The sequence below is a fragment of the Flavobacterium zubiriense genome (assembly GCF_041729725.1).
Lineage (GTDB): Bacteria > Bacteroidota > Bacteroidia > Flavobacteriales > Flavobacteriaceae > Flavobacterium > Flavobacterium zubiriense.
On record NZ_JBCFQL010000001.1, the window covers coordinates 267,409 to 290,349 of the forward strand.

18 protein-coding genes are annotated in these 22,941 nt (G+C 32.4%); all 18 read left to right on the forward strand.

What is annotated here, in order from left to right; genetic code table 11:
* Positions 1-9 precede the first annotated feature (9 nt).
* The 18 genes from AAGV28_RS01240 (at position 10) to AAGV28_RS01325 (ending at position 22,939) form a co-directional block, all read left to right on the forward strand.
* Entirely contained in the window at positions 10-1,170 is a 1,161-nt protein-coding gene (locus AAGV28_RS01240; RefSeq protein ID WP_373405010.1) for a glycosyltransferase, read from the forward strand.
* Positions 1,171-1,211: 41 nt separating this feature from the next.
* A complete protein-coding gene (locus tag AAGV28_RS01245; RefSeq protein ID WP_373405011.1) occupies positions 1,212-2,096 on the forward strand; it encodes a glycosyltransferase family 2 protein in 885 nt (294 codons plus the stop codon).
* A gap of 53 nt (positions 2,097-2,149) precedes the next feature.
* Positions 2,150-3,139, forward strand: a complete 990-nt coding sequence (locus AAGV28_RS01250; protein WP_373405012.1) for a glycosyltransferase family 2 protein — start codon at positions 2,150-2,152, stop codon at positions 3,137-3,139.
* A gap of 31 nt (positions 3,140-3,170) precedes the next feature.
* Complete coding sequence (locus AAGV28_RS01255; RefSeq protein ID WP_373405013.1) at positions 3,171-4,328, forward strand: cytidylyltransferase domain-containing protein; 1,158 nt, start codon at positions 3,171-3,173, stop codon at positions 4,326-4,328.
* 322 nt (positions 4,329-4,650) lie between these two features.
* Entirely contained in the window at positions 4,651-4,974 is a 324-nt protein-coding gene (locus tag AAGV28_RS01260; RefSeq protein ID WP_373405014.1) for a GIY-YIG nuclease family protein, read from the forward strand.
* 614 nt (positions 4,975-5,588) lie between these two features.
* A complete protein-coding gene (locus AAGV28_RS01265; protein WP_373405015.1) occupies positions 5,589-6,464 on the forward strand; it encodes an N-acetylneuraminate synthase family protein in 876 nt (291 codons plus the stop codon).
* Between the two features lie 241 nt (positions 6,465-6,705).
* Positions 6,706-8,100 (forward strand): glycosyltransferase family protein, encoded by a 1,395-nt coding sequence (locus tag AAGV28_RS01270; RefSeq protein WP_373405016.1) that lies wholly within the window; start codon positions 6,706-6,708, stop codon positions 8,098-8,100.
* A gap of 89 nt (positions 8,101-8,189) precedes the next feature.
* Positions 8,190-9,437 (forward strand): hypothetical protein, encoded by a 1,248-nt coding sequence (locus AAGV28_RS01275; RefSeq protein ID WP_373405017.1) that lies wholly within the window; start codon positions 8,190-8,192, stop codon positions 9,435-9,437.
* A gap of 202 nt (positions 9,438-9,639) precedes the next feature.
* The gene (locus AAGV28_RS01280; RefSeq protein WP_373405018.1) at positions 9,640-11,073 is read left to right on the forward strand and encodes an MBOAT family O-acyltransferase; all 1,434 of its coding nucleotides are present in this window, start codon (positions 9,640-9,642) and stop codon (positions 11,071-11,073) included.
* 741 nt (positions 11,074-11,814) lie between these two features.
* A complete protein-coding gene (locus AAGV28_RS01285) occupies positions 11,815-12,207 on the forward strand; it encodes an endonuclease domain-containing protein (RefSeq protein ID WP_373405019.1) in 393 nt (130 codons plus the stop codon).
* Between the two features lie 272 nt (positions 12,208-12,479).
* Complete coding sequence (locus tag AAGV28_RS01290) at positions 12,480-13,361, forward strand: hypothetical protein (protein ID WP_373405020.1); 882 nt, start codon at positions 12,480-12,482, stop codon at positions 13,359-13,361.
* A 144-nt stretch (positions 13,362-13,505) separates the two neighbouring features.
* Positions 13,506-14,723, forward strand: coding sequence for a glycosyltransferase family 4 protein (locus tag AAGV28_RS01295; RefSeq protein ID WP_373405021.1), 1,218 nt, complete (start codon positions 13,506-13,508; stop codon positions 14,721-14,723).
* Positions 14,724-14,726: 3 nt separating this feature from the next.
* Positions 14,727-16,268, forward strand: coding sequence for a glycosyltransferase family 2 protein (locus AAGV28_RS01300; protein ID WP_373405022.1), 1,542 nt, complete (start codon positions 14,727-14,729; stop codon positions 16,266-16,268).
* Positions 16,265-17,257: a glycosyltransferase family 2 protein gene (locus tag AAGV28_RS01305; RefSeq protein ID WP_373405023.1), complete on the forward strand. Its 993-nt coding sequence runs from the start codon at positions 16,265-16,267 to the stop codon at positions 17,255-17,257. The genes AAGV28_RS01300 and AAGV28_RS01305 overlap by 4 nt, the downstream gene beginning before the upstream one ends.
* A gap of 578 nt (positions 17,258-17,835) precedes the next feature.
* The gene (locus AAGV28_RS01310) at positions 17,836-18,957 is read left to right on the forward strand and encodes a glycosyltransferase (protein ID WP_373405024.1); all 1,122 of its coding nucleotides are present in this window, start codon (positions 17,836-17,838) and stop codon (positions 18,955-18,957) included.
* The gene (locus AAGV28_RS01315) at positions 18,954-20,039 is read left to right on the forward strand and encodes a glycosyltransferase (protein ID WP_373405025.1); all 1,086 of its coding nucleotides are present in this window, start codon (positions 18,954-18,956) and stop codon (positions 20,037-20,039) included. The genes AAGV28_RS01310 and AAGV28_RS01315 overlap by 4 nt, the downstream gene beginning before the upstream one ends.
* Positions 20,032-21,372, forward strand: a complete 1,341-nt coding sequence (locus AAGV28_RS01320) for an O-antigen ligase family protein (protein WP_373405026.1) — start codon at positions 20,032-20,034, stop codon at positions 21,370-21,372. The genes AAGV28_RS01315 and AAGV28_RS01320 overlap by 8 nt, the downstream gene beginning before the upstream one ends.
* A gap of 172 nt (positions 21,373-21,544) precedes the next feature.
* Positions 21,545-22,939 carry an exopolysaccharide biosynthesis polyprenyl glycosylphosphotransferase gene (locus AAGV28_RS01325; RefSeq protein WP_373405027.1) on the forward strand — a complete coding sequence of 465 codons (1,395 nt, stop codon included), beginning with the start codon at positions 21,545-21,547 and terminating at the stop codon, positions 22,937-22,939.
* The last annotated feature ends 2 nt before the right edge of the window (positions 22,940-22,941 follow it).

A 22,941-nucleotide genomic window follows, 5' to 3' on the forward strand; every position in this document is an offset into this window, starting at 1 on the left:
TAAATAATTATGAAGATTTTAATGGTTTCTATGCCTTGTTTGCATTTTTTTAGATGGGTCGAACAGCTTGAAGGTATTGGACATGAAGTTTATTGGTTTGATGTTACAGATGGAGGTCAATATGTAGATAGAATTCATTGGGTTAAACAAACGGTAGGATGGAAACATAGATTGGATTATCCATGGAGGTATTTTTTAAAAAAAACAATACCTAAATTATATACATTTATCCAAAAATTTAATGAAAGAGACTGTGCAAAGGTTTTTGAACAAAAAATATTAGAAATACAGCCAGATATAGTTCATAGTTTTGAGCTTAAAATTTCCTGTATACCTATATTCTCTGTTATGAGTAAGTATAAAAATATAAAATGGATTTATTCATCATGGGGAAGTGATGTGTATTACTTTAAAAATTTAAATATTAAAGAAAAAATATTTAGAGAAATTATGCAACGTATCGATTTCTTGATTTCTGATTGTTCTAGAGATTTTGAAATAGCAAAAAAAAATGGTTTCAATAATCATTTTTTGGGAGTTTTACCTGGGAATGGAGGAATTGATTTTCCTGTTGAACAATCAAAGTTATTGAAGCCTGAAATGAGGGACACAATAGTAATAAAAGCATACAATGACGGAGTTGGAAAAGGAATTGAAATATTAAAGTCTTTAAATGGAGAGCTGATTGAGTTATTAATGAAGTTTAAGATTGTTTTATTTGGTGCAAATCAAGAAGTTATTGACTTTATTAAAAAAAATAATCAATTTGAAAAGCTTAGTATAGCTGTTTTTACTAAAGAAAATTCAATTCCTAATAATGAATTATTGCAGATAATGAATAATGGTTATTTATATATAGCAAATAGTTTATCCGATGGTATGCCTAATGCTCTATTAGAAGCTATAGGAATGGGGTGCTTTCCAATTCAATCAAACCCTGGAAATGTAATGGCAGAAATTATTGAACATGGTGAGAACGGATTTTTGATTAATAATCCTTTAGATTCAAATGAGATAAATAATTGGATTAATTTAGCGTTAACTGATCATAATTTAATCGAAAAGAGCTTTTATTCATCCGTTAGTAAAGCTAGGACGAGATGTAATAGAGAAGAGTTAAAAAAAAGGATCAGTCAAATTTATAATCAAGTATTTGATAGCGTAGAATAAACTTTTGAAAAATATAAGTTAACTAATAAAATAAATATTTGATGCAGGCTTCCGTTTTAATTGTTTCTAAAGATAGAAAATCAGAGCTTAAAAAAACTTTACTTATACTGGAAAAAATGTTGATTTTTTCTAGTCAGGAAGTTTTAGTTTTTTTAGATGGCTGTACAGACGATTCTGAATTTTTAAAAGAAGAATTCAAATGGGTAAAATGGTTTACTTCGGATAAATCTATAGGAGCTTCTCGAGCTAGAGCAATACTTTATCCCAATGCAATGGGAACAATGTTAATTGGCTTAGATGATGATGCCCATCCTTTGAGTTCAGATTTTGTTATAGTTGTTGAACGACTTTTTAAGGATTTTCCGAATGTAGGAATCCTTACTTTTCAGGAGATAAAAGGAGTTTTTGTATCTGATGAAATTGCTTTGAATAGTGTTGATGATAAAAAAGAAGAATATATAACTAATGATTTTATTGGTTGTGGTTTTGCTATTAGAAAAGAAGCCTATGAGAAAACTAATGGTTTTCCAGTTTGGATGGATATTTATGGTGAAGAATCTTGTGTTGCAATAGAAGTTATCTCCAAAGGTTATGATATTCTGTACTCAAATGCGATTAAAGTGAATCATCGTGTAGATAAAGAAGCCAGAAAATATTCAAGGAGAAACTATTTCAGATTTGAAAAGCAATTAAAGAATTCGACAGCTTATTATATTGTATATTATCAAAGTCCGATATTTAAAATTATGAAATTGTATTGGCATAACTTTAGAAAATATGCCTTGAAAGATATGCGCTATTTTAAGCTATTTTTTAAAGTTATTTTGGAAGTTTTTTTGGATATCCCTAGACTTTTAAAATATAGAAGACCGATAGATAAATTTATTATTGATGAGATGAAACATTTTACGGCTATAAAATATTGATAATAAATTTGTATGATATATTTATTAAAAGAACTAAAATTATAAAATTTCAAATGCAAGACGATTCACTCATATCTATTATAATTCCAACTTATAATAGAGGCTATATAATTAAGGAAACATTAAATAGTGTTTTAGATCAAACTTATACTAATTGGGAGTGTGTAATAATAGATGATGGGGGGAATGATGATACATTTGGTTTAATTAAAAATTATATTGTTACGACGGATCGTTTTAAATATTTTAAAAGACCATCTAATTTAATAAAAGGGGTTAGTTCTTGTAGAAATTACGGTATAACTGTTTCCAAAGGAGATTTTATTATTTTTTTAGATTCAGATGATGTATTAGCTAGTTATGCATTGTCTAGTAGAATAAAACATTTTAAACAATTTCCTAATAATGATTTTCTGGTTTTTACTACTCAATATTTTGAGGGTAAGATTTCTAACAAGCTAGGGGTGTTCAATATTGATCCACCTGTTAAAAATAGAGAAAATTATTTGTCATTATTTTTAAATCATGAATTCTCTTGGCAAACGATGAGTCCAATTTGGAAAAGAAGTATATTGTTGAAATATAAATTCAGAAATGAGTTATATTTGTTAGAAGATGTGATTTTTCATATTGAAATTTTATTTAATACTGATATAAAATTCAAGAGAATAGATGAGATCGATAATTATTATAGAATTTCTAATTGGGGAAAGAATAATAATTCAGAAGGTGTTAGTAAAATATTTGATAGCGTAAGTTTTTTGCTAAAAAACTACAATGAACAGATAAGTGAAGATAGCTTTTTAGAAAAAAAATTTAGACGTTTTGTGAAGATAATTTATTTAATTATTATTAAAAGTAATAAAACATCTATGGAAAAGAAAAAATTGTTAAACTATCTCAAAACTTATAATTATATTTCGTCCAAAGAAAATTTTTTGTTTAAAGTGTATGCAATAATTTATAAATTAAAACTTAATAATAAAAAAGATATCGGAATGTATAAACTAATGAACTTTTTAAACAAAAGGTTGTTTCAGTAAGAAAAATCACCTTGGTTAGTGCAATTTAAATATGAAAAAAACGGCAATAATACCTCTACGGAAAGGCTCCAAAGGAATACCAGCTAAGAATAAAAAGAAAATGTTGGGACGTCCCCTTTTTTCTTGGGTATTGACTGAAGCTATTTTCTCTAATTTAGATGAGGTAGTGGTCTTTACTGATGATATAGAAATAATTCAATTTGTAGAAAAAGAGTACCATTGGTCATCAAAGGTTAAAGCACTATTGCGTTCAAGTGAAAATGCTACTGATACCGCTTCTACCGAAAGTGTTTTACTGGAGTTTTCGGAGAAAATAAAGTATGATTTCGATGTTTTGTGTTTGCTTCAAGCTACTTCGCCGATGACCACGGCTGTGGATATCAATGTGGTGTTAGCTAAAATAGAAAAGGAGAAATACGATTCGGCACTTACCGTAGTCAATACCCATCGTTTCACATGGAATACGGACGGGACACCACAAAATTACGATGTGTTTCATCGTCCAAGACGACAGGATTTTGAAGGATTATTGATTGAAAATGGTGCCGTCTATGCTACAACAAAGACTGCTTTTGAAGTTTCTAAAAATCGCCTGAGCGGAACAGTTGGGTTGATTCAAATGGATGAAACCAACTTGGTTGAAATTGACTCGATGACCGATTGGAAAATTGTAGAAGAACTATTAGCAAGCCGTATGAAAAAATCCAAAAAACACCAACGCATCGATTTTTTAGTTCTAGATGTCGATGGTGTGTTTACCAATGGGCAAGTATTCTATTCCGCAGACGGAGAGCTAGCCAAAGCTTTTGATATGCGTGATGGTATGGGATTGGAAATTCTTCGTCAACATCAAGTGGAAGTAGTTGTTATAACTTCAGAAAATTCACCTTTAGTAGCCCAACGGATGAAAAAACTCCAAATAGATAATACCTTTTTAGGGGTAAAAGACAAATACGCTTTTTTACAACATTTTGTTAAGACAAGAGATACTAGTTTTTCGGCTCTGGCATATATTGGCGATGATGTAAACGATCTGACAAATATATGTAGTGTAGGTTGGTCTTTTGCACCAGCCAATGCCACTGAAATAGTAAAACAAAACGCCGATTATTTGTTAACTAATGCATCGTCAGAGGGTGCTATTAGAGAAGCTTGTGAAACGATATTAAAGTATAATAAACGATATTAAGGGGCTCGGCAAGACTTTGATAGGACTTCGAAAAGCTGTGACTGACAGTTGAAAGAAACATAATTCCACTATGGTCAGACTGAGCTTTTCGAAGTCCTGTCGAAGTCCAGTTCAAGTGCAGTAAAAAAAAAGATTATTAATGATTTTCGAGTTGAGATTTTATTCTTGTCAGACTGAGCTTGTCGAAGTCCTGTCGAAGTCCAGTTCAAGTGCAGTTAAAAAAGATTACTAATGGCCTTCGAGTTGAGATTCTACTCTTGTCAGACTGAGCCTGTCGAAGTCCTATCTAAAACTTTTTAAAATAATTTTTATAGATTTGTGAATGAAAACCTATTTTGTCTATATTTTAAAATGTACTGATGATTCCTTTTATACAGGAATGACAAACAATTTAGAGCGGAGATTATTCGAACACAATGTAGGTATTGATAAAGAGTCATATACTTTTAAAAGAAGACCAGTAGAATTAGTCTGGTTTGAAATATTTACCGAGCCTACTCAAGCTATTATCATTGAAAAGAAAATAAAGGGATGGAGTAGAAGAAAAAAACAAGCATTAATAGATGAAGATTGGGATAAACTAGTACGGTATTCAAAAAATCATACAGAGTACGGAAAAGAGGAGTCTTCGACAGGCTCAGACTGACAGTTGAAAGAAACATAATTCCACTATGGTCAGACTGAGCCTGTCGAAGTCCTGTCGAAGTCCTGTCGAAGTCCTGTCGAAGTCCTGTCGAAGTCCTGTCGAAGTCCTGTCGAAGTCCTGTCGAAGTCCTGTCGAAGTCCTGTCGAAGTCCTGTCGAACTCCTGTCGAAGTCCAGTTCAAGTGTAGTTAAAAAAAGATTACTAATGATTTTCGAGTTGAGATTCTACTCTTGTCAGACTTAGCTTGTCGAATTCCTGTCGAAGTCTTAGTTTATAAAACAAGTGTGCTACTAGTATTCTAAAAAGCTTAGACTAACAGTAAGATAAATCGAGAATAAATATAAGTTAGTGCAGAATTATTAAATATATTTAACTCGTTGGGTGAAATTGTTTTTGGATATTAAATTTTCGTCAGTTCGAGTGAATTTTCAGAAAACGCGACAGCTTTTTCGGAAAATTTGTATCGAGAACAAGAAAATATTGAATAGAAAACGGTTCTCGATACATTTTTCGCTTCATTTCATTACGCAAAAAACACTCGAACTGACGTTTTTGATAATTTCACCCAACGGGTTAAATAAATTTAATTTTATTTGTTTTACGAAAAGAAAAAAAATGAACCACTATAGAAAGCCTTATGTCATTGCCGAAATTGGTTGCAATCACAAAGGAGAAATGGAAATTGCCAAAGAACTCATCAAGATTGCTAAAATATTTTGCAATGCTGATGCCGTTAAATTCCAGAAAAGAAACAACAAAGAACTATTAACCGAAGCACAATACAATGCGCCCCATCCCAATAGTTCCAATGCTTATGGTATAACCTATGGCGCTCACAGAGAGTATTTAGAATTTGACGTTCACCAACACGCCGAATTAAAAAACTATTGTGAATCAATTGATATAGTGTATTCAACCTCAGTTTGGGATACTACATCTGCCAAAGAAATAACTTCACTAAATCCTAAATTTATTAAAATTCCTTCGGCTTGTAATAATAATTATACGATGTTGTCTTGGTTATGTGATAATTATCATGGAGAAATCCACATTTCAACAGGAATGACCACTAAAGATGAAACAGAAGATTTAGTGAATTTTTTTGTTGAAAAAAGAAGAAACCAAGATTTGGTATTGTATAACTGTACTTCGGGCTATCCGGTTCCTTTTGAAGATGTTTGTTTGCTGGATATTAATCTATTAAAACAAAAATACGGGGATAAAGTAAAACACATTGGTTTTTCAGGACATCATTTAGGGATTGCAGTTGATGTTGCAGCCTACACTTTGGGAGCAAATATCATCGAAAGACATTACACTCTAGACCGAACTTGGAAAGGAACTGATCATGCCGCTTCTTTAGAACCGATGGGCTTACGTAAATTAGGCCGTGATTTGAACGCCGTTTATTCGGCTTTAACATTCAAATCGACAGATATTTTACCCATCGAACAAGTCCAGAGAGAGAAGTTGAAGAACAAGAAGGGCTAAATTAATAAGACAAAATCAAATTAAGTTTATAGAAGAAACATTGGGACTAAGGTCTTCGACAGGCTCAGACTGACAACCGAGGTCTTAAGAAAGAATAATTCCACCATTGTCACCCTGGGTCTGTCGAAGGGTATGAGAGAATGAATCAAATTATCTAATTTAGAGAGTTTTTACAATACTATTAACTTGGGGAAAAATAAAAAAAAGCAGTAGGTTTGTACTCGCATAAGAAATCAAATCGATGAACAAAAAAATCCTTATTTTTTTTCCTGACGGTGTAGGATTACGCAATTTTGCCTTTACCCAATTCAAGGAAATTGGTGAACAAAGAGGCAACCAAATTATCTATTGGAATAATACGGCCTTTCCGTTACAAGAAGAATTAGGATATGAGGAGGTTAAAATTAAAACTCAAAAGATTCACCCTTTAACCCCATTTTATTGCCGAATCAGGAAACACATTGAGCTGAATGTAGCAACCAAAAAGTTTTCTGATTCCGTATATCAAACCTATAAGTTCCCGTTTAATTATAGCGGTATAAAAAACACTTTGATTACACTTTTTGTCAGAATGTTAATAGCTTTAAATTCATCCGAAAAAGGAATTCTTCGTATCCGAAAACGTATCAATAGTCTGGAACGCTCAACTGAAAAATACAACTATTGCAAAGCCCAATTACAGGAAATCAAACCCGATTTGGTTTTCTGTACCACCCAGCGCGCTACCCAATCCATCAGTGCTTTGTTAGCAGCGCAGGATTTAGGAATTAAAACAGTGGCATTTGTGTATTCATGGGATAATGTACCTAAAGCCATGCAGGTAGTAGAAACCGATTATTATTGTGTGTGGAGTGATTTGATGAAAAAAGAAGTACTGCAATACTACCCTTTTGTAAATGCATCACAAATTTTTGTAACTGGAACCCCTCAATTTGAGCCACATTATGATACTTCTTTATTGCATACACGAGAAGATTTTTTTGCGCAATACAATTTGGATTCAGCTAAAAAATACATTTGTTTTTCTGGGGATGATGAAACCACTTCACCCTTAGACCAATATTATCTGGAGGATTTAGCCAATGCGGTTAGAAGCTTGAATACTAAAGGCTATAATCTCGGAATTATATATCGAAAATGTCCAGTAGATACTACCTCAAGATACGATGCGGTGATTGAAACTAATAAAGATATCATTGCAATAATTGATCCTTTGTGGCAAGCAATAGGAAAGAATTGGAATGAAGTTTTTCCAACAAAAGCCGACTTACAATTACTGCACAATGTGTGCGCGCATTCTGAGTTGGTAACTAATGTTTGTTCTTCAACTGTTTTTGACTTTGTAGCACACAACAAGCCATGTCTATATTACAATTACGAACAGCCCCAATTGAAAAAAGGCATTCGAGACATTGGACAAAATTACAACTACGTTCATTTTAGAAGCATGCCAAGTCTTAAAGCAGCTATTTTTTGTACCGCTAAAAACCAGCTTGAAAACCAGCTTGAAGTCATATTCAAAGGCAATTTATCCAACGTTAGCGAAGGAAAAAAATGGTATAGCATTGTAGCTGGTAAAACACCAACCAAAGCTTCAGAGAAAATTTGGGAAGCTATCGATGCTATTGTTCGTTAAATAGAAAAAAGTAAATAAAGAAGCATCTTAATTTTTCATATCAATCTGAAATGATATATAGATAGAGATTAAATTAAAAAATTATAAAAATGGGGTTTGAAAATTTGTTTAATAAAATAACTAAAGCAGATTATTACTTAATTTTAATGTTTATTTTACTATTAATTTCAATAAGTGTGAAATTTTATTTTAATTCTAGTGGTTATTTATCTCCTGATTCTACGAATTATCTTTTATTAGCACAAAATCTTTTGGACAATAATAGTTTTTATATTTCGAATCCTGATGTTAAAATTAAACCTTTTACAATATGGCCAATTGGATATTCTGTGTTGATTTTTTTAATTGCTAAACTAACAGGATTTTCTGTGTTTTTAGCGTCCAAATTTATTAATATAGCTGTAATCTTTTTGTTTATAAACCTTTTTAAAAAGGAGTTTAAAGAGAATACTTACTTGTATGTTTTGGTTTTTTTCTTTGCGTCATTTATTCAAATATATTCATATAGTTGGAGTGAATCATTTTTTATATTTTGTATTTTTTGGTTTACTAAATCAATATATTCAATAATAATAAATTTTCATTCTGGTGTCAGGATTTACATTAGTATTTTGTTTTCTTCACTCTTGATGTTTCTATTTAGATATATTGGAAGTTTTAGTTTTGGTATAATTGGTTTATTAGGATTGTATTATCTGTTTTTTAAAAAAGAAAGAGAAAAGTCATTTTTTTTGTTAATGATAGCAGTTTTTAATACCTTGTTTATGTTTGCTTATTTGTATAATAATTATTTAGAAACTGGGTATTATACAGGAATAGCTAGAAACTTTCAAAGTCATTCAAGTATGGAATTATTTATAATGTTGGTTAAATCTATTGTTTCAATTATTATAGTATATTCAAATCATGTTATATGGAAGGATGTTGCATTTCCTTTATTTCAAGTTTTAATTATATTTATTTTAGTTGTTAAATACAGAAAAAAAATTTTAAAAAATGATGGTGATAACAGTAAGCTTTTTTTTTCATTTGTATTCTTTATAATTGGGCTTTTGTATTTGATTTCAATCGCTTTATTAAGTTGTGCTGCTTATGTAGAAGAGTTAAATTACAGATTATTAGCGCCTGGTAGCTTTTTAATTTTTATAGCATTAATTAATTATTTTGAAAATAATTTGTTGCCTCGATATTTTAAAATATTTAAAATTATCTTAGTTAGTATTGCTTTTTATTCTTGGTGTGTAAATGTACCTTATCAGGTTCTTAAGGATATTAAAAATTCAAAACCTTTACAAGTAAATTTGTATAATTCAGAATCTACCTTTGTGAAAAAATAAGATAGTTATAAATTTTTTAGTTAAGCTGTTACTCATCAAATCTATTTAGTATTAATGATTTTATTCGGATAAAATTATCTTATTGGACATTATCAGTTCTAAAAAGAGAATAGCTTTTCTAAAGTTTAAAATGTGAGGGAAATTCATTCCGAAATCTCGGGGGATAACCTCTAATTTCTAACTTCTAACCTCTAACTCCAATATGTTTTTCAATTCCTTCGCCTTTGCGATTTTTTTACCCCTTGTATTTGTATTGTATTGGTTTGTGTTTAATAAAAACAAAACCACACAAAATACCCTATTAATCCTAGCCAGTTATTATTTTTATTCTTGTTGGGATTGGCGTTTTTTATTTTTGTTGGTTTTCTCCACTTTTCTGGATTATTATACAGGTATCCGAATTGAAAAAAGCAAAAAAGAAAGTAGTCGGAAATTTTGGTTTTGGTTGAGTATCGGAATCAATTTGGGTTTTCTGGCTATGTTCAAATACTATAACTTTTTCGCCAGTTCTTTTGCCGAAATGATGCAAGGCTTTGGTTTAAAGACCTCTCCGTTTCTTTTGGATGTGGTTTTGCCTGTGGGAATTTCGTTCTATACGTTTCATGGTTTATCCTATGTTATTGATATTTATTACAAAAGAATCAAAGCCGAATACAATTTTGTCGATTATTCGTTGTTTGTGAGTTATTTTCCGCTTTTGGTAGCAGGACCAATTGAGAGAGCCACCCATTTATTACCTCAAGTCAAAGTAAAACGAGAGTTCGATTTTCAAAAAGCCAAAGAAGGAATCCATCAAATGCTTTGGGGATTATTCAAGAAAGTAGTTATAGCTGATACTTGTGCCACTTATGCCAATGCTATTTTCGATAATTACTCTACAATGAATTCCTTGTCGTTAATTCTAGGAGCGATTTATTTTGCGTTCCAAATTTATGGCGATTTCTCAGGCTATTCGGATATGGCTTTGGGAATGTCAAAACTCTTCGGAATCGATTTGCTAAAGAATTTCAACTATCCTTATTTCTCTAGAGATATTGCTGAGTTTTGGCGTCGCTGGCATATTTCTTTATCTTCTTGGTTTCGTGATTATTTGTACATTCCTTTAGGAGGAAGCAAAGGCGGACTTTGGATGAAAATCCGAAACACTTTTATTATCTTTTTAGTCAGTGGTTTTTGGCACGGAGCCAATTGGACTTATGTCGCTTGGGGATTCATCAATGCTTTGTACTTTTTACCATTGCTTTTAAGAAAATCAAACAGAAATAATTTAGATGATATTGTAGTAGACAAGAGTTGGGATTCTATAAAAGTGTTAGCAAATATTCTGCTTACGTTTGCATTAACGTGTTTGGCTTGGGTGTTTTTTAGAGCAAAATCGATTACAGATGCCATTTTGTACCTCAGGAATATGTTTAGCAACGGACATTTTACATCGCAATATTTAAGCAATGAGAGGTATAATTATGAGTTGGTTATTCTATTATTTTTATTTGTTTTTGTCGAATGGAACAATCGCACTAAAGTCGAACCCATTTCAGGTAAATACCAAACCATTAAACTAGCTTTGTGTTTAGCAGCAATATTGGCATTAGGCACTTATTCAGATTATAAAGAATTTATTTATTTTCAGTTTTAGTACTGAATTTTCGTTTTTCCAAGCCCTAAAGGAAGACGAAAATTTAAAAGTACAGAATTAACAATAACGTCCTGATTTCTTTTCCCCTTTAGGGGCAGGGGTAAAAAAAGAAATCCACCCTTTAGGGAGGGGCAAGAAACAGCATATAAATTTTCGTTTTACCCCAGCCGTAAAGGGAGCCGAAAACCGGGAAGTTTATGATTAATCAAAACGTTCTAATTTCTTTTTTCCCTTTAGGGAGGGGAAAGAAAAAAGAATATAAATTTTCGTTTTACCCCAGGCCTAAAGGAAGACGAAAATTTAAAAGTACAGAATTAACAATAACGTCCTGATTTCTTTTTCCCCTTTAGGGTTAGGGGTAAAAAAAGAAATCCACCCTTTAGGGCGGGGCAAGAAACAGAATATAAATTTTCGTTTTACCCCAGCCCTAAAGGGAGCCGAAAACCGGGAAGTTTATGATTAATCAAAACGTTCTAATTTCTTTTTTCCACCCTTTAGGGAGGGGAAAGAAAAAAGAATATAAATTTTCGTTTTACCCCAGCCCTAAAGGGAGCCGAAAATCGGGAAGTTTATGATTAATCAAAACGTTCTAATTTCTTTTTCCCCTTTAGGGTTGGGGAAAGGAAAAAGAAATACAAGTTCTACTTTTAGTGGCAGGGGCAAGAAAAAGAAATTTTAGGATTAAAAAGTAAAAAAGAAAACCAGTAGTTCATTTTTTATCCAATCAAAACTTTTAGAATTATGGACAAAAACAAAAATCATTCTGAGAATATGTGGAAAGGAGCGTCTCCACATATTTTTTTAAATGCTAAAAAGTTAAGAGAAAATCAAACAGAAGCAGAAGAAAAGTTTTGGTTAGCTGTAAAAGACAATCAGATAGAAGGATATAAATTTAGAAGACAACATCCTCTCAGTATTTATGTCGCTGATTTTTATTGCCATGCTCTTAAATTAGTAATCGAAATAGATGGTGGATATCATTTGGACGAAGAGCAACAACTTTTAGATAAAAAAAGAACTGCTGATCTTGAATTCCAAGGATTAAATGTAATCCGATTCACCAATGAAGAAGTAATGTATAGATTACCAGAAGTTATAGATAAAATAAAAGCTTTTATTAAAAATATATCGTGAATTTTCGTTTACCCCAGCCCTAAAGGGAGCCGAAAATCGGGAAGTTTATGATTAATCAAAACGTTCTAATTTCTTTTTTCCACCCTTTAGGGAGGGGAAAGAAAAAAGAAATTATCAGGGTTAGGGCTGAAAAAATAAGGAATGAAGTCCTATTTCTTTTTCCCCTTTAGGGGCAGGGGTAAGAAAAAGAAATAAAAAGAACGTACCATTTCTTTTCCTTTAGAAACAGGACAAGAAAATATAAATTTTAAGTTTGTAGTAATAAAAACACAATGAAACAATTTTTACTTTTCACTATAAAAACAATAATTACAATAGCAGTATTGGCTGTTCTATTAGATTACGGCTATACCGCCTTTTATCTAAAAAATAATAATCGGAACAAAATAGAATACGTCTATAATTCCCAAGCTAGGAATTACGATGTGGTTATTTTAGGTTCTTCCCGAGCCAATAACCATTTTGTAACTGAAATGTTTGAACAAAAAGGATTAAAAACGTTCAATTATGGTATAAGTGGCGGTCATTTGTTTGAATCTTCATTATTACTCAAGTTAATGTTAGAGCGCAATTATAAAATCAAGAATGTAATTCTCGAAGCAGACTTGAATTTGTCTAGCGAGAACCGTTCTGAAACCGTAGCGGCTAAATTCTTGCCATACATTCACGATTCTGAAATCATAAAAAATCATTTTTCAAATCAAGCCGATTTTAAATACATCTATTATATTCCATTTTACCGTTACATTAATTTTGACGGATTAATAGGCTTTCGAGAATTTTATAAAACAGTAAGTCAACAAAAGACAAAAGTTTTAGATAAAGGAGGCTTCCATGCTTTAAAAATGAATAAGAAAGGAAAGATGAAAAATGATCTAACTTATTTAAAGCCCTTGAAGAGAAATAAATATTACGAAGAAATCAAACAGTTGTGTATAGCTAATAATATCAAGATGATTTCAATAATGACTCCGATGTGTGCAAATACAAAAGGAATTGATTACTTCGACAAAGTAAAAAAAGTTTATCCCGAAATTTATAATTATGAAAACGCAGTACTTGAGGACAAATATTTTTCTTCCTGCGGTCACATGAATGATGCTGGGGCAAAAATGTTTACAGCTAGAATTATTAACGATTTTTTTAATAAATAAATAAAAGTAAATTGTTGCAGTAAGAGCCTGTTTAAAATTCATCAAAATTAATTTCCCCAGACCCTAAAGGGTGTAATTTTGATGAATTTTAAACAGGCTCTAAGTAAGCAGAGGATATGATAAAAACACAAATAGTAGTAAAGTATGATAATTATAGATTCAGTTTCTGCTCCCTCTGTCATTGCGAAGAATGAAGCAACTTTGGAGAGTGTTAGGGTGTGGAAAATAGCTTTCCTTACACCAGAATATCCTCATGCCAAAACAGGGAATTCAGGAGGAATTGGAACAAGTATAAAAAACCTGGCCAAAGGACTTTTGGAAACGGGATGTTCCGTGCGGATTTTGGTTTACGGTCAACAAGAAGATTGTTTTTTTGACGATGAGGGTATTACTGTTCAGCAAATTAAGAATGTGAAAATAAAAGGATTATCCTGGTTTTTTACTCGAAAGAAAATAGAACGAATGATTAATCGATTGTATCGCGAGAAAGAAATTGATTTGGTAGAAGCTCCAGATTGGACGGGTATTACATCTTTTATACAACCTGAAAAATGCCCTGTAGTAATTAGACTCAACGGTTCGGATACCTACTTTTGTCATTTAGACCAACGCCCAGTGAAATGGAAAAACAAATTTCATGAAAAACGAGCGTTACAAAAAGCAGACGGATTATTGGCTGTTAGTCAATTTACTGCCGACAAAACCAACGAAGTTTTTCGATTAAATAAAAAATTTACCATTATTCCTAATTCTATAGACACAACTACCTTTGTAACGAATAATACGATTCCTCAGTTAAATACAATTTTGTATTTTGGAAGTTTAATTCGTAAGAAAGGACTACTTGAGTTGCCTTTTGTCTTTAATCAAGTGGTAAAAGAAAATCCATTGGCACAATTGTTATTGGTAGGTAAGGATGTAGCTGATATTGTCTCGGGTTCAAGTTCAACTTGGGAAATGATGAAACCTTTGTTTTCTGAACAGGCATTGTCGAATGTGAAATATTTAGGCAGTGTGCCCTACACTGAGATTCAAAATTATATAAAAGAAGCAACAGTTTGCGTGTTTCCTTCTTTTGCCGAAGCCTTACCTGTTTCCTGGATTGAGGCAATGGCAATGCAAAAAGCTGTTGTCGCTTCAAACATTGGTTGGGCAACGGATGTTATCGATGATGGTATCAATGGTTTTTTAGTCCATCCAGAAAAGCATAAAGAATATGCCGATGCTATTTTGAAGTTGCTTGCCAATGAAAGTTTAAGACAAGAAATGGGTAAAGCAGCCCGGAAAAAAGTGATGGAGAAGTTTTCTATAGCCACAGTGGCAGAACAAAGTTTAGTTTTTTATAAACAAATACAAAAATAAATTGTGATTGTAATCTATCATTCCTTTGCTAAAATTAGAGAAGTACTAAAAGAAGGAAATCAAAAAATTGATTTTGATTCTCAGTCAAGTCTTGCAAAATTTTTGCATAATATAGCACAGCGTTTTCCGAATGAAAAAATAGTTTGGTGCCATTGGGATTGCAAAGCAAATTTGAATTTAGAAGCAATTATCTCTCTTTTTCACCATAATCAATTAATGCTTTCTTTTAACCCTGGTGTTCATTCTTTTCTGGGAAGAAAGATTGGCTATGTCGAAGAATCGCTTTGTGTTTCAGTCAATAAAAAAGTTAGCTATCCTACCTGGCAAATGAGTAGTGCGGTAGGAGTGATTCATGCTTCGGTAGTAATAGCTTTAAAAGATCAAATTCCCTTAGATGTTGATTTTGATTATTATTTGAATTCCGTTGCTAAATTGGCTATGCCATTGGGTTTGTTTTGTTATTCGGAACCTCGATTATTGTCTGGATCAATGGATTGGATTTCTCCAAAAGCCAATAGTTTTACTCTTTTCAAGTTTGTCAAACAACATTATAAAACCCGATGGGTGTTTTTATTGGGGTTGAATTTGGCATTATATGAAAGTCAATGGATGATTTTACCTTACTTTTATGCGTTATTTTTTAAAAGAAGAAAAACGACTGCTTTTCCCTTCAATTTAAGATCAGTTCAGTCTTCGAAGCAAGTTGTTGATAAGGCTACTATAGATGTCATTATTCCTACTATAGGTCGTAAACAGTATTTATATGATGTGTTGTGTGATTTACGCATTCAAACTCATTTGCCTAAAAAAGTAATTATCGTCGAACAAAATCCGATTCTAGAAAGTGCATCTGAATTGGATTATCTAACAACGGAGTCTTGGCCTTTCGAAATCAAAGCAATCTTTACACATCAGGCAGGAGCCTGTAATGCTAGAAATTTGGCAATAGACGAAGTAACAAGTGAATGGGTGTTTTTAGCAGATGATGATATTAGAATTGAAAAAGATTTTAATTTTAAAATATTAGAAACAATAAATAGAATGGGAGCTGAAGCAGTTTCTATATGTTGTATTCAAAAAGGGGAGAAACCAAGATTCAAAACAATTTTTCAATGGGGGAGTTTTGGTTCTGGTTGTAGTTTTGTTGCGCGAAAGGCTATTGAAAAATGCTCATTTAATAGGGGGTATGAATTTGGTTATGGCGAAGACAGTGATTTTGGAATGCAATTACGAAATCAAGGCATTGATGTTTTATATATACCCGAGCCTCAAATTTTACATCTCAAAGCGCCAATGGGAGGTTTTAGGACCAAACCCGTTCTGCAATGGCAAAAAGAGACAATTCAACCCAAACCTTCACCTACTGTAATGTTGTATCGGTTGCTACATCAAACGCAAGAACAACGTTCTGCCTATAAAACGACTTTGTTCTTTAAATTTTACAGCAAGCAAACAATTAAAAATCCATTGAAGTATTTGATTTCTTATAAGAAACAATGGAATCAGAGTCTGTATTGGGCTAATCAATTAAAAAAGCAATCATGAAATTTACCCTAATCATCTGCACTTACATGCGCCCTGAACCTTTGCTTAAATTATTGCAATCGGTTCAAAAACAATCGCTATATCCTGATGAGATTCTAATAATTGATGGTTCTACTAATAATGAAACAGCAAAAGTTTTAACTCAAAATCAGTTCCAAAATCTAAAATACTTTTTGGTTGATAATACGAATCGCGGACTGACGAGGCAAAGAAATTTTGGGATTTCAAAAGTTGATATGACTTCAGAAGTAGTATGTTTCCTAGACGATGATACGGTTTTAGAAATAGATTATTTTGAAAAATTGCTCAAAACCTATAGCATTTATCCACAAGCATTGGGAGTTGGGGGCTACATTGTGAATGAAACCCAATGGAAGTATGTTGGAGATCATTTTGAACCAAAATTAAGTGAATTTTATTTTGATGGCTGGAAGCGCAAAGACGGAAGCCGTTTTGTACTAAGGAAAAAATCAGGATTAGATAGTGATTGCCCTCCGGGGTATGCTTCGTTGTTTTCTCACGGTCGCAGTGTGGGCTTTTTACCTCCAACTGGGAAGGTGTATAAAGTAGAAATGATTATGGGAGGTGTTTCTTCTTTTAGAAAAGAAGTATTTGATTCCATTCAATTTTCAACTTATTTTGAAGGCTACGGCTTGTATGAAGATGCCGATTTTTGTTTGAGAGTTTCCAAAGTGGGACAATTGTATCTGAATACTGCAGCAAAATTGAGTCATCATCATGCCGATTCTGGCAGACCCAATCAGTACCAATACGGGAAAATGGTTGTGCGTAATGGTTGGTATGTTTGGAGAGTTAAAAACCCAAAACCTGATTTGAAAGACAAATTAAAATGGCATTTGATAACGATACTGTTAACAATTATTAAATTTTCAAATACCTTTACAACTACAAATAAAAAAGCAGCTTTCACCGAATCCATAGGTCGTTTTATAGGTTGGTGGAGTTTGATTTTTAATAAACCGAAGTAAAAAATCCGTTACATCAGTAAAATCCGTGGGCTCTAATAAGAGAAACTTAGTAAATCTTAGGGTGTTTTTGAAAGTATGTTTCATTACAGATAAGCCACAGGACAAACGCACGAGTTATATTTTTGCCACGAAGTACACGAATTAGCACAAATAGTATTGATTCTAAACCCGTTGGGTGAAATTATCAAAAACGTCAATGGTAGTGTTTTTTGCTTAATGAAATGAAGCGAAAGATGTATCGAGAACCGTTTTTCATTCAATATTTTCTTGTTCTCGATACAAATTTTTCGAAAAAGCTGTCGCGTTTTCTGAAAATTCACTCGAACTGACGAAAATTTAATATCCAAAAACAATTTCACCCAACGAGTTGATTCTAAAATAAATTACACAAATTTTTATCTGCCTTTGCCAGATTTGTGGAATATTATAACATCCAAATTAGTGTTATTTCGTGTAATTTGTGGCTACTTTTTTTATTTTTGGAACTGCTGCGTTTGCCCTGAGATAAGCCAAAACTCATAACCATTTTATAACTATATTTGCTAGGCTAGAAAAAGACTAGTAAATAAACTAAGTGGATGAAATTTTTAATTGTTACTCATGTGCCTCACACAGTTGAGCAAAACCAATACTATGGCTATGCTCCTTATGTTCGGGAAATGAACATTTGGATAAAACAGCTCGATGAGTTAATTGTAGTTGCACCATTAGAAAATAAAAAACCAACAGCAATTGATGATTTTTATGAACACAAAACCATTAATTTTAGAAGAGTTTCTCCCTTTAATTTAACTACTTTTAAACACACCGGTTCGTCCATTTTTAAAGTACCTAAAATTCTTTTGCAAATAGTTGTAGCCATGCAACAAGCCGATCACATTCATCTGCGTTGTCCAGGGAACATGGGTTTACTGGCTTGTGTTGCACAAATATTTTTTCCCTTTAAACCCAAAACAGCTAAGTACGCAGGGAATTGGGATCCAAAAGCGAAGCAGCCTTGGACTTATCGGTTACAAAAATGGATTTTGAGTAATACTTTTTTGACTCGGAACATGCAGGTTTTGGTATATGGCAGTTGGGAAAACCAATCCAAAAACATAAAACCATTTTTCACAGCGACTTATTCAGAAGCAGAAAAAGTTCCCATGCAAAAGACGATAAACGCAAGCATAACAATAAAACTAATTTTTGTGGGGAATTTGGTGGAGGGAAAAAATCCAATGTATGCTATTCAACTATTCGAACAATTACGGCTAACAAATGAAAATGTCGTTTTAGATATCTTTGGAGAGGGGATATTGAGAGCCTCTTTAGAAAAGTATATAGAAACTAATCATTTGGAAGCATTTGTAATTTTGCACGGGAATCAAAATCAGCAAGTATTAAAAAAAGCCTATCAAGACAGCCATTTTGTAGTTTTGCCTTCTAAAAGTGAAGGCTGGCCAAAAGCCATTGCCGAGGGCATGTTTTGGGGTTGTGTTCCATTAGTAACTGCCGTTTCCTGCTTACCTGATATGTTAGACCAAGGCAATCGAGGAATTTTGTTACAAATGGATTTAGAAAAAGACGCCACTAGAATCCATAAGTTAATTAATAATTCAGCGGATTTTGAATTGAAAAGTACTGCAGCACTGAATTGGTCGAGAAATTATACTGTAGAATGTTTTGAAACTGAAATTCAAAAATTAGTACAAGTATGAGAATTGTCCAAATCATAGATTCTTTAGATGCAGGTGGAGCGGAGCGAATGGCAGTAAATTATGCCAATGCGCTTGTGGACGAAATTGAATTTTCAGGATTAGTGGCTACGCGTAAAGAGGGAGCTTTAAAAAAACAAATAGGTGAGAAAGTCAACTATTTATTTTTAGATAAGAAGACTAGGTTGGATATTAAAGCCGTTTTGAAACTCCGAAAACACCTTGTTATCAACCAAGTACAAATTATTCAGGCACACAGTTCCTCTTTCTTTTTAGCGGTTTTAGTCAAAGTGACTTTACCGAGTGTTAAAATAATTTGGCACGATCATTACGGAAATAGTAATTTTTTAGAAAAAAGACCAAAATATTTATTGCAAATAGTAAGTTTTTTTTTCAGCGGAATAATTGCTGTTAATGAAAAGCTGAGAACTTGGTCATTAGCAATTTTACATCATAAAAATGGAATTTATTTGTCTAATTTTGCAACAGTTGAAAATGAAGTAATCCCGCATACATATCTAAAAGGGAAGATGGGGAAACGAATTGTATGTTTAGCAAATTTAAGAGTGCAAAAGAGTCATTTTTTATTGCTAGACGTAGCATCAAAACTAAAAGAATCCCATCCAGATTGGAGTTTTCATTTGCTAGGCAAAGATTTTCAGGACAGTTATTCGCAAGAATTAAAAAGGAAACTTAAAAAACAACAATTAGAAAATCATGTTTTTTTATATGATTCTTGTTCGGATGTTTCTGGGGTTCTGTCACAAGTCGAAATTGGAATTTTGACTTCTAATTCAGAGGGTTTACCTGTATCGTTATTAGAATACGGCTTACATAAAATAGCAGTAGTATTAACGGATGTAGGTCAGGTAAGTTCTGTTATTGAGAATAATGAGAATGGTTTTTTAGTGCCGTCAAATAATAGAGATGTATTTTACAATCGATTAGTCGAATTAATTGATAATAAATTGCTACAGGAAAATTTTGCAAAAAAATTGCATCAAAAGGTGGTTACTCATTTTTTGGCGACTTCAATTATAGAAAAATACATTCATTGGATACGAACAACAATTATAAATGAATAAATCTGAAATCAATTATATCAACTTAGCGCTAATTCATGTTGGTGTAGCGCTTACAGTTTTTTATATTCCTTTTTTGTCTAAAATTTACGCCTTATTAATTGTTGTTTTTGGTGTTGCTTATATTATCAACAAGAAAAATAAGAATAACGAAGTCTTGTATGTCTCGGCTTATCTTGTAGGATTTGAGGTTTTTTTGAGAATGACTGGAGGCAATTTGAACAACGAGTATGTCAAAACTGTAGTTTCGATGTTGATGTTGATAGGGTTTGTGTTCAGTGGTTTTTCGAAAAGTAGTATAGTATATTGGGTGTATTTTTTATTCTTACTCCCCGCTGTGCTAATTACGATGAGTAATCAGGATATGAGCCTAGAAATCAAGAAAGCCGTTGTTTTTAATATTTCGGGCCCCGTATGTTTGGGGTTGTGTGCCTTGTATTGTTATAAAAGGCAAGTTACTTTGAGCCAGTTGCAAAACATTCTAGTCTTTTTTGGTTTACCAATAATTACTATTTTAGTTTATTTGATTTTATACAATCCAAGTGTAAAAGACGTAATAACGGGAACCCAATCTAATTTTGCTACCTCAGGAGGCTTTGGTCCTAATCAGGTATCTACCGTTTTAGGATTAGGAATGTTTGTCTTTTTTTGTCAATTGGTTTTCATATCAAAATCAAAAATGATGATGGCCATAAACGGTTTCCTCTTTGTTTTAACCAGCTATCGAGCTATTGTTACCTTTTCCAGAGGAGGAGTAATTACAGGGGTTGTGATGATTGTTTTTCTACTATTAGCCACTTATTTATTTAGTAATTCTTCTGGGAAAAGAAAATTAAAGTGGATAGTTGTCATTAGTGGAGCCTTGGCCTTTGGTATTTGGAGTTACAGTGTGGCACAAACCAGTGGTTTAATTACCAAACGATATGCTAATCAGGATGCTAAAGGACGAGTGAAAGAAGATCGATTGGGTGGGCGCGAATTAGTAATGGGGACTGAATTAGAACTTTTTAAAAAGAATCCTATTATGGGCGTGGGAATAGGTTTAGGAAAAGTTTTTAGAGAACAGCAAATAGGACAGGAAGTAGCATCACACAATGAAATCACGAGATTGTTAGCGGAACACGGTATGTTTGGAATTTTTATTTTATTCATTTTGTTTCTTACACCCGTTATTGTTTTTTTGAATAGCTATCAAAACATTTATTTTTTCTCTTTTTATGTATTTTGGCTATTGACCATCAATCACGCTGCTATGCGAATTGCAGCACCCGCTTTTGTCTATGCTTTGACCTTATTAAACGTAAGAATCAATCCTGTTGAAAGAGTAAATAAGTAGTTGAAAATCTTATTTTTTGTGTTTAAAATGGTATTTAAACTGTGTTTTTTGTTCTTGTAAGAATATGTTTAGTATTTATAAATAGTTTGTAATCTTGTGCCAAATTATCTCTTAAAGCGTTTTTTAATTGACTTTTTTACAGATAAAAAGTATCTTGCTAACAAAAAATTGAATGCCTAAAAACAAAATTCATTTTGAGATTTCCGAAAGGAAAATGATTTTGCATCTTATAGATGTTTTTTGTGTTGTTACGTCTTTATATACTGTAGGAACTTTTTTTGATTTGGAGTATTTGAAATCTTCGGTATCTAATTTCACTTATTTAATAGTGCTGTTGTTTTATCTAAAAGTGATTGGAACTATTTTTGAACTTTACAATCTTCAAATTTCAAGTAATGAATTTTTAGTGACAAGAAGTTGTATTCTTACTGTAATAACAACGGTTTTAGCATATTTCTTGACGCCCATTTATGCACCACAATTACCTCCAAATCGGCTTCAAATTTTTACTTTTTTAGTTGTAGTTTTCTTTTCATTGGTTTTATGGAGAGTGTTTTATGTGCGTTTTCTGGCATCCAACCGTTTTCATCAAAATGCTTTATTAGTTTGTGAGGAGGAACAATTAGGGGAACTTATTTCGGGCTTAGCTAATATAGATCCTCATTATAAAATTATAGCTTATGTGAATGATTCTAAACAGGAAATAGTTCAGAATTTATTCTATTCTAACATAGAGCGTGTGTCTTCTGTGGATTTAGTGAATTACGTTAAGGAAAAACACATTACAGAAATTGTTGTAGCCTCTCAAAAAACTAAAAGTATTACTTCCGAATTGTACCAACAATTATTGAAATTACTAGAATCAGGAAAGGTAATTAGGGAATATTCACAGGTATATGAAGCCAAAACGCAGCGTATCCCAGTGCAATATGTGGCACGTGATTTTTATCGTTTTTTTCCCTTTAGTCGAAGCAATCAAAATCGTTTGTATTTATTTATTGTAAGAATCTTAGAGGTTTTGCTTTCGATAATTGGTTTGTTGTTTACACTACTATTAATTCCAATTATTTTTTTAGGAAATAGCATTGCTAATAAGGGAAGTTTATTCTATACTCAGGAACGTGTGGGTAAAGATGGTGTAGTATTTAAGATTTTGAAATTCCGTACCATGATCGAAAATGCCGAACTGGAAAACGCCGTTTTTGCTAAGGCTAAGGACAATAGAGTTACCGCTTTTGGAAAATTCATGAGAAAAACAAGATTGGACGAATTCCCGCAATTTATGAATATTTTGAAAGGCGAAATGGCAGTAATTGGACCTCGACCGGAAAGACCTTTTTTTGTAAAAGAAATTGCCGAAAGAATGCCTTTTTACGAAACAAGACATATTATAAAGCCAGGGCTTACAGGTTGGGCACAGGTTAATTATAGCTACGGAGAATCTATCGAAGAGAGTTTAATAAAACTACAATACGACTTATATTATATCAAACACAGAAGTTTTTACCTTGATTTTAGTATTACCTTAAAAACCATAATGACTATTTTGTTTTATAGAGGGCAATAAAG